A 14146-nucleotide genomic window follows, 5' to 3' on the forward strand; every position below is an offset into this window, starting at 1 on the left:
AAAAGGAGTGTTTGCAATAATGAAAAAATCAAAAAATCTATATCTGATTTGGAGTATCTTTGCTTTATTTATTATATCCATGAACTTGCGGGCATCGATTACGTCAATCTCACCCGTTTTAAAAAGTATTCAAGCGGATTTGCATATGTCCAGCGTCTCGATTAGTTTACTTACTGCCCTTCCTGTTTTTTGTATGGGCATTTTTGCCCCTATTGCTGGAACGCTGAGTAAACGATGGGGACGTGAGATGACGATTGCAATATCGGTTTTAGTCATTGGGGTATCCACAGCTTTGCGCCTCGTTGCGACCTTTCCTCTGTTGTTATTATTGACAGCTGTATTTGCCGGAATTGGAATTGCCATTACAGGTCCACTTATCTCTGGCTATATTAAAAATCATTTTCCTAAAGCGACATCTTCTATGATTGGAGTTTATTCGGCCGGCATGGGGATCGGGGCTTCCTTAAGTGCTGGATTGGTCGTTCCAGTCATGCATACATTCCATCATTCATGGAACGTTGCTTTAGCAATATGGGCCTTATTGGCAGTCATCGGGATCATCGCATGGCTTCCAATCCTTAAGCGATCTACTCAAAAGAAAAATGAAACAGGGGAATCTGTCAATCCAAAAACGCATTTGCCTTGGAAAAATCGATATGCTTGGCTACTTATGATCATTTTCGGGCTTCAATCTGGCGTATACTATTCTCTTGCAACATGGTTAGCTCCAAAAGTACAAGAAATTGGTTTTAATGCCGGATATGCAGCAACCGTCGTTACTATTTTTTCCATCATGCAGATGATTTGTAGTCTAATCATCCCCATTTTAATCAATAAAAGCGTGAATCGAAAGCCTTGGCTTATTCTCTCAGCTTCTTGTTCTATCATTGGGATTATCTTATTACTCACTGGAGGCTTTTCACCGATCATTGCGGCTGTTTTAATGGGAATCGGCGCTGGTGGATTATTTCCATTAGCTATGATCCTCCCTTTAGACGAGACTACTACCGCAATTGATGCCAGCCAATGGACTGCGATGATTCAATTTCGTGGTTACCTCATTAGTGGTGTAATTCCCATGATTGTGGGCGTCGTAAAAGATGTTACCAATACCTATAACGATGCATTTATCGTATTACTGTTTATTTTATTGCTCCTCATATTCTTGTCGTCAAAAGTTAGGAAAAAGCGGGAGTTCGATCTCCTTACACCTGGTGTACAAGAAAACAGATAAAAGAAATCATTCCATTTCTTTTATCTGTTTCAAATTAGGACTTCTCGTTAATTCGACTTCCTCGGTTATAAAAAGCAGATTCCTTCTACAGCACGTTCTTAAGCGTTTATCGTTTATTCATATACAAGTTTGGGCATATTTCAAAGGATAACCTAGCGATGCGAGGAGGAATGATGCCTTGAAAAAGTTATTGAAAATACCGTCTACCTGGACACCTATTTGGATCATTGCCATCCTTATGCTATGTATGATTAGTATTTACCTACCTGTTTTTGGCAGTACAAGCCCCCGCTTGACTGATTTCCCTCTCATTATTGTAGATGAAGATGAAGGCGTTTCTTCTTTCATTACAGGTAAAGAAATTGCTGATCATTTGATAAAAAAACAAGATGGACATACATTTAGCTGGAAAGTGGCAGCGAATAAGGAAGCCGCTATACAAGAATTGAAAAATAACCAAGCATACGGTGCCTTGGTTATTCCAACGGATTATTCCAAAGAAATTATTGAATTACGTGATGCCCTGATAACAGGTAAAACGGAAGTGAAGCCTGCTCATTTAGAATTACTCATTAATGAAGGTGGAGGCCGTACAACAACAATGATTGCGACAAATGCACTGGAAACGCTCGTAACGACCGCTTCTACCACGATTAGTGGCCATTTAAAAGAAGAATTAATCCATAACAATAGCCAACTATCACCACAAAACGCAATCTTGTTAGCCAATCCGATACAATACACGTTGACAAATGCATTAGGACTTCCCGAACGTACAAATAATGGGATGACCCCTTTTATGATTGTTCTCATCACTTCTATTTCTGGCATCATGGGTGTAAATATGATCAATGGCTATTTAAAAACTAGTAGCGCGGGTATTAAAAGTAACGGCTATCCTTTACGTAAAACGGACGTCATGAGCACTAGTATGTTATTAGGTGTACTATTATCGGCACTTGTAGCTGCGGTATTGCAAATTGCTATATTTGGTGTTTTCGGGAGCTCCCATTCGACGAGCATCTGGCTCATTTTCTTATTTACATTTTTGTGTTGCTTAACGATGCATTTCCAGTTTAAAATGATTTCACTATTTTTAGGAAAATGGGGAATGTTAGTCATGTTCCCGATTAATATCTTGGGCATCTTCTCCAGTGGAGGAGCCGTTCCGATTGCAACATTGCCATTCATCCATCACTTTTTCAGCAATTTCTTACCCGCACGCTATATGGTCGACGGCTTGAGGGTGATGCTTTATTACAACGGAAGAATACAGGCTGGTCTTGGGGTCGCTTTATTCATCATTCTCGTTTACTTTGTTATTTTCTTTGGTATCTGCCTAGTTGTCGCATACCGTGTTCATCGTCAAGAACTCGCTAAAAGGTGAAGAGGTATTTTATAGCATCAAAAAACCGATTTCCTTGTTGGAATCGGCTTTTTCGATTTCTGCAAACAAATTACTTTTCAACAAAGCTCTGTCAGCATACTTTTAGGGTGGCAAAATATTATTCTCTTAAAGATTAATATGAGTCCCAACTTTATTTTTAATAGCTTTTTCGTAAAAATACTTTGCAACTACAATGTCTACAACTGCTAGTCCTACTGATTTAAATAGAGTAATTTCTTCGTTACTTTCTCTTCCGTTTCGTTCTCCCTTTACAATTTGTCCAAGTTCTCCATAGATATCATTTGCCTTAAAAATTCCTTCTTTTATGGGAACTAATAAATCACCTGTTTCTTCCAGAGCCGCTTCACCTGATTCAACCACTACTTTGTCCGCTAAAGAAATGGCATTGGACGGCACCTCTTGCATCGTAGGTCTAAATGATCCTACTGCATTAACATGAACGCCAGGTTTTAACGCTTCAGTAAATACCGGTGTTGATGAGTTTGTTGTCGTAACAATAATGTCTGCTTTACGTACTGCTTCATTTGAATCTGAATATATTTGTACGCGTTTACCAAAATCACTTCTAATAGATTCAGCAAATTCAACTGCTTTCTGTTCAGTTCTGTTATAAAGAAGAATCTCTTCAATGTCTCGAACAGCTAGTATCGTTTCAACAAGACCTTTTGCTTGTTCTCCTGTTCTGATAACACATAATTTTTTTGAATCACCGCGCGATAAATATTTCGTTGCTACACCTGATATCGCACCCGTTCTAGTCATTGATGAACCTCCCCCACTTAAAACGTTCCGTTTTTGAAGTGGAGGTTTCCTACCAAATGAATGAAAATGCTCCAACAAAGAATGTGGGTGACACGTTCTTTTTACGAGAATTCGTAGGAGTCGGTTTCATTCACTACAGTAGGGAACAACTTATCCGAAGATAAGCAGGGTCGGAACAGACCATCTACTACTTCCTGCCCTTAGGCAATCCGTAGATACTTTGTAGGCTTTAGGCTGAAATCGAGTTCTCTGATTTCGTCGTAAAAGGTTTTTGCGAAGAAATTGGATGCCCCGTGAAGATCGCGATGATTCGTATAACCGCAAGGACATGTATAGATTCTAGAAGAGACTTTGCGTTTCTTCGGGCAGCAAGGGCATTGCCGCGTTGTATCGCTTTCATCGTGTTTGTCGATTTTCATGCCTTCCGCTTCCAGTTTATAGGTCAGATAGGCATAGACTTTTCCAAAAGACCAATTGGATAGCTTTTGGTTCGTCGTTCTTCGTCGGACCTTTTTCTTTTTACGGCGAGATGTGTTGCGTTGAACGCCGTCCACATCACCAAATGCAACTTCTTTGACTTCAATTTCGATACACCAATCAACAAATTGTTTCGTTGTTTTATGCAGGGCATCTTGGAGTTGTTTATCACTTTTCGAGAGCACATAGCGTTTCGCTCGGTTATATCTTTTCCACTGCTTGGAGCCTTTTGTGCATTTACTCATTTTCCGCTGGAGTTCTGCCAGCTTTTTATTACGCAACCGGTGAATGGAGCGGATTTTACGACCGGTAATCATGATATTTTCACCATTCTCCGCAACTGCCGCAATGGTATGGATTTCTCCGACGTCAATTGCCGAGCGGTTTGCAAAGGTGTTTTCTTTTACTTTTTGACCGTCTTCATAAGCGATGGCTAGCATAAGTTGTCGGTTAAAAATTAGTTCGATTTCTTTGATTTGACCTTTGGGCAACTCTTTGATCCAGAGAATGAGTGGCGCTTGTAGCTTCCCTTCAAGTTTTCCCATCGATAATTGGACTTTGCCATTTTCAAAGACCTTGAAGCCGTTGTTCGCCCACTTCGTATTGAAATGATTTTTTCGTTTGTACGGATATTTATTTGGATGCCCAGCTTTTCTTGCTTTTCTTGCCGCATCACGTGCAAATAGATACTTATGGCAAACGGCTTGTACAGATTGGGAATGAATCGGAAAAATCCCTTTCGTGCCTTTCTGTAACGCACTTTTGGTAATCCATTTTCCTGTTTTCAAATGGGTTTCTTTCGCAAGCTCCAAACAACGATTCCAAACTTCACCCGAAACCCGGTTGCACTCGAATAATCGGTCAATCGTTTCCTTGCTTGCCCGGAACGATGTCTTCATACAACGAATCATTGTCAACCCTCCAATTAGGTAGTCGTATACTTTATTATACCACGAATCCCATTTAACGAAACGTACGTTCTTGTCGTGGTGATAAAAATAGAAGGGCAAGCATTCATCTCCCACCTACGCTTCGTGTCGAGGTGGGAGACTTCTGCCCTAAGTTGTTAAAGATAGCCTCATTTCTTCCTCTAATTAGATATTTCTCCACTATTTCACAGAAACCTCTTCCATTCAATCCTTTCATTATGAATGAATAATAATAAATAGCAGCTGTCAGAAAATCTGATAGCTGCTATTTATTAGCATCAAGTTGTTGTTTTTGTTAAGAAAGAAGGAACTTACAACCTATCATATAGATGATATAAATGACCACTGCACAAAGGACAGCATGTAAAGGTTTCAACCAATTCGTCAATATAAAGATTGTACCGACTAATATAACCGCGCCAAATGCACCGGTGATGGCACTTTTTTGTGTAATCCGAAAATCCATCAAGTCCATATTTTTCATTTGTAAATGAATATTAACCAACGTCATGATCGAAAATAAAGTAATAGCGCCTAAATAAATACCTCAGTTACTATTGAATCGATGTGCTGACGGTTTAGTGATAAAGGACTTGGAAGATCATTTTTCCAGACAAGTTGGGATTTTGTATTCGGCAAAACATTTGCAAACACCTTCCGTTCATAAGATGATGCATTTTATCAAGGAATGGAACGAGAAAAATAATGTTTGATCATAATAGCTTATAGCGCAAAAAAAACTGAGCCTGCTTTTGACAAAACTGTTCAAAAGCAGGCTCTATAATAATTGGCTTCAAACCCTTAGCGAGCCGCGGAAACCTCTGGCAGCATAGTAGGAATCCGCACCGTTATGATACAAAAAGACATGATCGTAGCGACGATCGCAAAAAAGAGCCCCTCCGAGTTTTCGAATAGCGTCAGGGGTTTGCACCCAACTCGATGTTTTCATATCGAAATTCCCAAGCTTTTGCAACGCCCGATATTGTTCTTCTGTTAAAAGTTCAATGCCCATAGCAGTCGCCATATCCATCACACTATTTTCCGGTTTATGTTTTTTCCTTGACTCCAGCGCTTCGCGGTCATAGCAAACACTTCTGCGTCCTTTAGGACTTTCCGCTGAACAATCATAAAAAATATACTCGTCCTTCTCTTCATCGTAATCAACAACATCCGGTTCACCGTCAGTAGTTTCCATTTCATTAAGCGACCATAGTTTTTCGGGATTTGCTTCCAACTTCGCTTGAATTTGAGTCCATTCAAGCCCTTCATGTCGGTTCATATATTTCTCAAAACGAGCTTTCAATACGCTAAGTAATTCTTCTCGTTGCTCAAGTGGCAACTCCTTGTTAGTACTGATTTCATTTTCCTTTGTCATATTCGTTTCCTCCATATTTCATTTACCTTCTATCATCATCCATTAGTTTGGCAAATCGAGTTGCCAAGACACGCCAAACCGATCGTTTATCCAGCCGAATTTTTTGCTGAAACCATAATCCCCTAACGGCATAAGTTCTGCTCCGTCAGTTTTCAGCTTCTCATACAGATTGTCAATTTCCTCTTCAGAATCACAAGTGATAAAAAGGGAGAATGATGGGGTAAACGTAAACTCATGTTTAATAACACTGTCAATGCACATAAATTCCTGTCCCTTCAAGGAGAATGTTGCATGCATCACGGTTCCTTCTTTACCACCATCATTCGAACCATAGCGATTAATGCTCTTAATTTCTGAGTCCTCAATTAGGGACGTGTAATAATTCATCGCTTCTTCTGCCTTGCCGTCTTGAAACATTAAAAACGGGGTAACCTTTTTCATTATTTCCAACTCCTTCCAGTCAATTGTTTCAAGCTTGCCTCCAAAAGGAGAAATGGGGATCCCCTCCGGTTATTATACGATAACAGTAGCCATTTAGCGATGAAAGCACGGCTGCCCTCACCCCTTCTGAAACGTCGAATAAGCCTTATGCAAGAGTTTTTCCAATTGAACAACGTTCGATAACGATTTACATGATAATTTAATGTCATCGTTTTAAAACCGTTTAGTTCTAAGTTTTTGATATACCACTTCTACAATTATGTTATAATGAGTTTTCAAAAAAGTGGGGGGATTTAATGTGGAACTGCTAACTGTTATCTCTTTTTTGGGCGCGGCAATCGTTCTTACCCTTGTGCCAGGACCCGATAACTTGTTTACCTTAGCACAAAGTATAGCAAAAGGGAAAAATGCAGGGATTTTTACGACTCTTGGGCTATGTACAGGATTACTCGTTCACATTGCAGCTGCGACCATCGGCATTTCAGCAATTATTTATCAATCAAGCCTAGCATTTACAATCGTCAAATATGCAGGGGCCGCATACTTGTTGTTCTTGGCTTATAAGTCGTTTAGAGAAAAAACATCGGCTTTTGACCTGGATAACGCGGATTCTTTAGACTACAAATCCTTATACAAAAAAGGAATTATCATGAATCTGTTAAATCCAAAAGTTTCCTTGTTTTTCCTGGCTTTCTTCCCTCAGTTTATTAATTTTGAAAATGGTAATGTCTCCATTCAAATGCTTGTCTATGGATTCCTATTTCTGATCCAAACTTTAGTTATTTTCACTTTAATCAGTATATTCGCTGGGAAAGTTGGTTATTTCCTGCGTAAAAATACATCCTTATCTAAAAAGATTAACATGGTGCAAGGGACTCTGTTCACGGTTATAGGTCTAAAAATCGCTTTCAGCCAAAAATAAGAATCTTTTCATTCAAAGAGTAGTCTTTGACTACTCTTTATTTGCAAACACTTCAGATGTTTTTCCTTCTAACTGCGCATCATCCATAGGAAAGTCTGAGAATTTCATCTGTATAAGATGAAATGTACTCACGCCCTTATATGCAGTAGCTTCCCTAAACCAGACAATTCAGCAACCAGATGAGCAAATTACTCTTTTGCCCTCCGATGAAAAAAAAACATTCCTGCGCATGGTACGATTCGGACACAATTCAAAGCAGTTCCTTAATTGTGTAATGCACAAGTATTCTCCACGAGTAAAATCCACGCAGCGCTGTTAGATACGCCTCATTTCATGTCAGCCAAAATGTTGCAAGCAAGCCTACTATCCCGATGCCACTTAATTGTGCAAAATGATTTTTTATTTTGCAATGCTCTTCTTCTTTCAATCCAATTGATATCATTCCAAAAACAACGATTAACAAAATCAAAAACATTTGGTAAGCTGCCACCAACATTCCTCTCCTCCATTCCAAATGAAGTGTTCGCAAAATCCTCTTCAAATCGTTTAAAAAAATACCGATGCGACAATCCTTTATAAAAGTTCCCTTCGATTTTCCCTATTCATTATCTGATTATTTCGTCGCCGGACGCTAAATTCCTCTATTTCTCAATAACTTTATGATACAGTGCCGCCATTCCAGTTCACTTTTTCAAGAAATCATTGACCTCATCATAAAATATGCAAAAACCCTTGAAAGGCTTGGCCTATCAAAGGTTCATGCGGTGATCAGAAAAAAGGTTTCTCCATTGTCGTTTCACTTCTTTTTTACAGAATAGCGAATCCATAATGTATCGTGTTCATTGATTGACAAAAACAGCGTAAAAAGAAAGCTACAAAGAATTCAGTGTTTCACGTAATTGTTCAGCCGCATAAAAAGCCTTTTTGTCTTGATATATATCCCCTGGTCTATTCCCTTCTCCGATAATATAGCCTTCAAAAGGGAGACCGACAAAGTCAAAGATGTAATTGAATTGCTGAATGAGCGGCAATCCTTTTAGATAAGGGGAATCTCCTCCTACAGCAACTACATAGGCTTTTTTCTCAGACATTCTTTTTCGGAAGTCTTTGTATTGAGGCTCTCTCATCGTTTGGGACCATCGATCAATAAAGTTCTTCATTGTACCTGACATGCTGTACCAATAAACCGGTGTAGAAAACAGGAGGATATCATGTTGCATTACTCGAGAGATGAGGGTGTCATAATCATCACCGACGTCTTGAAAACCGGCTTCATCGTGGCGCATATCTTCGATCGGTTTAATATGGAATTCGTTTAGATGAATTGAATCTACATCTAGATTCTTAATGGCATGTTTTGTTAACGTCTCTGTATTCCCGTTTGGACGGGTACCTCCATAAATAACTGCAATACTCATAATCTTCCACTCCTTTTTTGATTGTTTACAATTAATAGTGTAGACTACATATACAAAGCAGTAAAACTGATTATTCCGTTTGATTCAATCGATATTTCCGATTAAGGAGAGAAGCGAATATGGATAATAAACAACTAATCACTTTCAAAACGGCCGCTGAAACGCTTAACTTCACCAAAACAGCCAGCATATTGAACTTTGCTCAATCCAGTGTGACAGCTCAAATAAAAGCATTGGAAGAAGAGCTCGAAAAACCGTTATTTGAACGTTTAGGTAAACGCCTAACACTGACAGAGGCAGGAAAAGAGTTTAAACTATATGCAGAAAAAATCATTAAACTCAATGAAGAAGCAAAAATGGCCATCAGTGGAAATAAAGAACCCTTTGGAACACTTGTCATTGGCGCACAAGAGAGTCAATGTACGTATAGGCTCCCCACCATATTAAAAGAATTTAAAGATCAATACCCGAACGTAAAACTATTGTTTAAACCCGCCCATTCTGATGAGTTAGCTAGAAAGGAACTGATGAATGGTACGCTTGATATTGCCTTCATTATGGATATAACAAAATCTGAAGAGGCTTTGACAATCAAACCGTTAATACAAGAAGATATTAAGTTGGTGGCTGCTTCAAACCATCCATTAGCTTCGAAATCAGAGGTGCATCTGAAAGATATTGAGCATGAAACACTGCTATTAACCGAAACGGGTTGCTCCTACCGCACACTCCTCGAAAATTCTTGTCATGCAGCAAAGGTTTACCCGGTCAATAAGTTTGAATTTGGCAGTATCGAAGCGATCAAGCAATGTGTAATTTCGGGATTAGGAATTGCGGCATTGCCGACAATGGTTGTCAAACAAGATATAAAAACGGGAGCTATGGCGGAATTAAATTGGAAGAGTGATATTCCCCCTATTTTCACACATATTGCTTGGCATAAGGATAAATGGATGACTCCGCCTTTGGAAGATTTTATCGAACTGACTCAAAGAAGTTTCCATAATAAAAATGCCTAACAATAACCCCGTATCTTCGTATTTCTGCATATCAAAACGAGAAATCAGCCATCTATATGAAATGGCTGATTTCGTTTGCATTATTCGTATAAAGGTACTTCCCATCTCTCCTTGACTTCTTCATAACGCGTCACGGAGACGAGATGCAAGGTCAGTTCTTCCGGTACTTCTTTCAAGTCATATACTTTGAGATCAACGGAAGTCTTATAACGTCCATTTTTGTCTTTTTCGAAAAGGATATTCTCGTTTCCATAGGTTGGATAGGAATTCCCTTTGCCATCCGTTAAAATCCAAGTGTCAAGATCAGAAGCGGTTTCTTCCATGCCTCCTTCCATTTTAATCGTAAAGACCGATTCTCTCTCAACTGGAATGAGCGCTTTTCGTAACGAATACTCTCCTTGTTTCTTTGCTTTTTTGATTGTGATAAAATTCCCTTCATATTCAAATGACACGGGATTTCTTTTCAATTCTTTCGGTTTGAAGCTGACAGAGAAATCAGAAGGGACTGTTTTATACACTCCATCCAATACCAATGTATTTTTGGGATTCCCTTTTTGCGGGATGAATGTTTGGTTCCATATCACTTGCCCAAGTTGTGTTCCCTCATTACCTGAACCTTGAGTTCGTATTAAATCACCTGGCTGTCTTTCCTCATACAATAGGGTTCCATGAATATTCCGGTAAATCGTTTTCTTATCTTCATTTTCGATATGGTACTCTAAAGCCGTTCCGTATTTTCGAAGAGCCAGTTCATCTTTAACGCTTTTCCCACCGATTTGCGCTTCCAGCTGTTGAATCTCGTTCCAGACACGCGCTTGCTCTTCTTTTGTAAAACCTGTTTCATACGTCAATTCAGTAGTCGAAGGGGCAAATCGGATTTCTTTCATATCGATTGTCACACCGTGATGGCTTGTTGAAGCATCCTCTATTTGAACAATCTTTGTTAAATTTTTATGTTTCGTCACATCAATTGGAACCTCTAAAGCCCAGTTCCCTTTTATGCCATTCAATTCGACTAGGTCAAAATTTACTGTCACCTTTTCCAATGCAGGCTGTTTCCCTATCGGAATTTCAACGATGCCATAGTCGCTATTTTCCTGCCAGCCTGTGCCCATCTGATCGAATCGCTCTCCATTTTGATCAATGACTGTAATTTTATTGCCAGAATCAATTAAATTCAGCTGCGTATCTTGAGGCTTACCCTTCTGATTGAGCACTTGAAACGATAATGCCACGCGCGAAGAATCGATGACAACATCTTCTACCTTGAAGGTAATGCCATTATCTTGAACTTCCAGATTGACACGTTCCGCTAAACCGGCCTCCGTTGCCATTCGTAACCCATCATCGACAATCGCGGCATTGGAATCTGCTTGTTCTGGTGAAAACATGCCTCCGATCCACTCGGCAAAACTTGGATTCAGTGTAGCACTGACCCCAAGCGCCAGTACGACTCCCGCTGCCGATAAGAGAATTCGTTTCCAAGGCTTGCTCTTTTTCCATTGCATCTTCTGTTCATAAGGCTCCAGCTGATCCAGAACCATAGCAGTGAAATCATCTGGCAATGTCGGGGTTTGTAAAGTTTCTTTGATAAAATGCTGCTCACTTTCAAAAGCCGCGACAACACGCTGGCATTCCGTACAACTTTTCACATGGTTCGCGATATCCTTATAGGCTTGTCGATCATCTACATATTTTGAAAGTTCATCTACAGTCGGACACTTCATGAAAATTCCCTCCTTCACGTTTAACAATCTCTCTCAATTTCTTCTTGGCCCGATGGAGTTTATTGCGGACAGTGGCTAGTGAAACATCCACGATATCTCCGATTTCTTGATAACTGAGTTCATTGACATAACGCAATAAAATGATGACGCGTTCGTCTTCCGGTAGCGTTGCAATCAACCGTTCCAGTCTTCTACTCTCCTCATTTTTAAAGAAGAGCAGTTCCGGTGTATCTGCGCTGATCATCGTTCCTTCCTCTATTTCAATCTGCTTCATTTTATAGCGCTTCTTACGAAATTCATCCATACAATGATTGATGGCCACCCGATACAACCAACTCGAAAATGAGCCTGTCTGATCGTATTTTCCAAGTTGTTCATAGACTTTGATAAAAGCCTCCTGTACTAGGTCTTGGGCATCATGCGGATTTTTCGTCATACGCAATATCGTTGCATATAATGGATTCTTGTATTTATTAATAATATGTCCATAGCTTTGCTTGTTTCCCGCTAGCACTTCTTTGATCCACTGCTGTTCGTCTTGCATCGTAAACCTCCTCCCTCAAACGATCATGCGCATGTCTCGTTTAGGTACTTCACCCAGTATAACGGGTTGAAGCATCGAATCATTTCACTTTTTAGGAAAATAAATAAAAAACATCCCACACAAATGGATACTCCATTGCGTGGGATGTTTCTCTTTTGCTTTTCTTTTTTAGGCAATCCAATCCTCTTTCGGAATATCATGCGCTTCTTTCTTCATATAGTAACGGCCTTTTGTCGCTATTCCAAGGATAACGGTCAAAATCGATGCCAGTATTAATGCGAAAAACGCTGCCGTACTTTGCAGAAATGTTCCCATATAACCGAGTGCTGCAATCGTTCCGATCACAGTTGGTACGATTAACGATACAACACCGACGGGATTCCATTTATATAAGTTTTCCTGTCTTGATTCATAATAGCGTGGGCTAATTTTCAACCATTTCTTGAGAACCAATGCGTCCGTCACCAGAACCGCTGCCCAACTCATCAATGCCACACCTTGGAAAGTCATGGCTGTATCAAGATGGTCGACGATACCGCCAAGCATCAAAATCATTGCAATGACTCCTGCCACCACTACCCAGAAACGGCGACCTGGCGTAAAGCCGAACATATTTTCAAAAAAGCTTGACAGCGACAGCGAGCTACTGTAAATATTGGTGATATTGATGCGGACTTGTGTCAGCACAGTAAACAATACACCACCGAGCCCTAGCAGAACAACAATGTAGACACCCGGGTTTGATTCTCCGAGTGTGACTCCGAACCAAATACCGAGACCGCCCATTACGCCGAAACAGAAAATCTGCGGAATAAAGCCAATGGCGATAGATCCGATTTTCAAGTCTTTCGGTTTTAGGAAACGTGCGTAATCCGAGGCGATCAACGCAGTAAGTCCCATAATGCCGTGCTGCATACCTATACATAATAGCAATGCGGTTCCACCAATTTGAACACCTTCAGGCATATAGGTCCAAAAACTGCCCTCGTAAAGGGACGGATGGTTAAACGCCATAATAATCGCTACGATTAAGAAGACACCGAAAATCGGCAATGACCATTTTTGTAGTTTGTCCAATTGTTTAATGCCGAACCAGTTTAATGGGATGACCAATGAACCGAAGACGACAATCAAGAGCCATAGGGGGATGGCGGGGAAAAATGCATGGACCGCAGCGACTAAAATCATGCCTTCAAATGCACAATACATGATAAAATTCGATGCGTAGATTAATGAGGTTAACGAGGCCCCGATATAACCGAATCCTCCGCGGGATAATAAGTTGACGTTCATGCCAGATTTTGCGGACAAATAAACAATGATGCTTCCCAGGATACCTGCAACGATAATGGCGTAGGTTGCCGAGATGATGGCGTTGGCCGCACCGAATTGAAGTGCCATGACACTACCCATCTGGAAATAGAAAATCGCGGTTGCGATACCGAATGTGATATTGGTGATACTTAACCATCCCATTTTACGTTCTTCACGCGGGACACGGTCAAAGGAATAGTCACCCGTTGTTTCTCCATCTTGGCGTACTTCTTTTTCTCGTGAGTTTTTTTCTCGTAAGTCTTTTTCTCGTAATTTGTGATCTGCAGTAATTTCAGATCGCATTCAACCAGATCCTTTCTTTCTTCAAGTGTAGATGTCTTTGTCTCCGGGAATTTTAGACTGGGTTAGGCTGTATATTAGGTTAGTGGGGAAAAGGCAGTTTTCAAGCTATAGGGGACAGCATTCTGTTGGTTCGCCAGAGACAAAGGAGCAGTGAATCTTTTCCGTCCAAACAACTGTTGGAACAGCACAAATCACTCTACTTTCTATTTTAACATAATTTAATGCAAATATTGTGCTCTCCGCCCCAACTCGTTCTAAAGACCTAACAAAGCT

Annotated in this window: 12 protein-coding genes and 1 pseudogene; 4 read left to right on the forward strand and 9 right to left on the reverse strand. The window is 40.2% G+C overall.

Going from position 1 to position 14146, the window contains the following annotated elements:
- The first annotated feature begins 19 nt into the window (after positions 1 to 19).
- On the forward strand, positions 20 to 1234 hold the full coding sequence (locus MHZ95_RS05055; protein ID WP_239389436.1) for an MFS transporter: 1215 nt from the start codon (positions 20 to 22) through the stop codon (positions 1232 to 1234).
- A gap of 178 nt (positions 1235 to 1412) precedes the next feature.
- Positions 1413 to 2621, forward strand: coding sequence for a YhgE/Pip domain-containing protein (locus tag MHZ95_RS05060; RefSeq protein ID WP_239389437.1), 1209 nt, complete (start codon positions 1413 to 1415; stop codon positions 2619 to 2621).
- A gap of 126 nt (positions 2622 to 2747) precedes the next feature.
- Here the strand turns inward: MHZ95_RS05060 and MHZ95_RS05065 are convergent.
- The 4 genes and pseudogenes from MHZ95_RS05065 to MHZ95_RS05080 all read right to left on the reverse strand — a co-directional run.
- A pseudogene (locus tag MHZ95_RS05065) lies at positions 2748 to 3428 on the reverse strand (NAD(P)-binding domain-containing protein); the annotation flags it as partial.
- 176 nt (positions 3429 to 3604) lie between these two features.
- Positions 3605 to 4792 carry an RNA-guided endonuclease InsQ/TnpB family protein gene (locus tag MHZ95_RS05070; RefSeq protein ID WP_239389438.1) on the reverse strand — a complete coding sequence of 396 codons (1188 nt, stop codon included), beginning with the start codon at positions 4790 to 4792 and terminating at the stop codon, positions 3605 to 3607.
- Between the two features lie 811 nt (positions 4793 to 5603).
- Entirely contained in the window at positions 5604 to 6185 is a 582-nt protein-coding gene (locus MHZ95_RS05075; protein WP_239389439.1) for a DUF4256 domain-containing protein, read from the reverse strand.
- Between the two features lie 42 nt (positions 6186 to 6227).
- Positions 6228 to 6626 (reverse strand): VOC family protein, encoded by a 399-nt coding sequence (locus tag MHZ95_RS05080; protein ID WP_239389440.1) that lies wholly within the window; start codon positions 6624 to 6626, stop codon positions 6228 to 6230.
- 298 nt (positions 6627 to 6924) lie between these two features.
- Between MHZ95_RS05080 and MHZ95_RS05085 the strand changes: the two genes are divergently transcribed.
- Positions 6925 to 7548 carry a LysE family translocator gene (locus MHZ95_RS05085; protein ID WP_239389441.1) on the forward strand — a complete coding sequence of 208 codons (624 nt, stop codon included), beginning with the start codon at positions 6925 to 6927 and terminating at the stop codon, positions 7546 to 7548.
- A gap of 331 nt (positions 7549 to 7879) precedes the next feature.
- Here the strand turns inward: MHZ95_RS05085 and MHZ95_RS05090 are convergent, their stop codons facing one another.
- Both MHZ95_RS05090 and MHZ95_RS05095 read right to left on the reverse strand, forming a co-directional pair.
- The gene (locus MHZ95_RS05090; RefSeq protein ID WP_239389442.1) at positions 7880 to 8044 is read right to left on the reverse strand and encodes a hypothetical protein; all 165 of its coding nucleotides are present in this window, start codon (positions 8042 to 8044) and stop codon (positions 7880 to 7882) included.
- A gap of 376 nt (positions 8045 to 8420) precedes the next feature.
- Complete coding sequence (locus MHZ95_RS05095) at positions 8421 to 8966, reverse strand: flavodoxin family protein (protein ID WP_239389443.1); 546 nt, start codon at positions 8964 to 8966, stop codon at positions 8421 to 8423.
- A gap of 119 nt (positions 8967 to 9085) precedes the next feature.
- On the opposite strand from MHZ95_RS05095, the gene MHZ95_RS05100 reads away from it, so the two are divergent.
- The gene (locus MHZ95_RS05100; protein ID WP_239389444.1) at positions 9086 to 9985 is read left to right on the forward strand and encodes a LysR family transcriptional regulator; all 900 of its coding nucleotides are present in this window, start codon (positions 9086 to 9088) and stop codon (positions 9983 to 9985) included.
- An 80-nt stretch (positions 9986 to 10065) separates the two neighbouring features.
- Here the strand turns inward: MHZ95_RS05100 and MHZ95_RS05105 are convergent, their stop codons facing one another.
- The 3 genes from MHZ95_RS05105 to MHZ95_RS05115 all read right to left on the reverse strand — a co-directional run bounded on the left by MHZ95_RS05105 (position 10066) and on the right by MHZ95_RS05115 (position 13873).
- Positions 10066 to 11712, reverse strand: a complete 1647-nt coding sequence (locus tag MHZ95_RS05105) for a DUF4179 domain-containing protein (protein ID WP_239389445.1) — start codon at positions 11710 to 11712, stop codon at positions 10066 to 10068.
- On the reverse strand, positions 11690 to 12256 hold the full coding sequence (locus tag MHZ95_RS05110; protein ID WP_239389446.1) for an RNA polymerase sigma factor: 567 nt from the start codon (positions 12254 to 12256) through the stop codon (positions 11690 to 11692). Before MHZ95_RS05110 ends, MHZ95_RS05105 begins: the two co-directional genes overlap by 23 nt.
- A gap of 168 nt (positions 12257 to 12424) precedes the next feature.
- The gene (locus MHZ95_RS05115; protein ID WP_239389447.1) at positions 12425 to 13873 is read right to left on the reverse strand and encodes a purine-cytosine permease family protein; all 1449 of its coding nucleotides are present in this window, start codon (positions 13871 to 13873) and stop codon (positions 12425 to 12427) included.
- Positions 13874 to 14146: the final 273 nt, after the last annotated feature.

It is taken from the genome of Sporosarcina sp. ACRSM (genome assembly GCF_022346545.1).
Lineage (GTDB): Bacteria > Bacillota > Bacilli > Bacillales_A > Planococcaceae > Sporosarcina.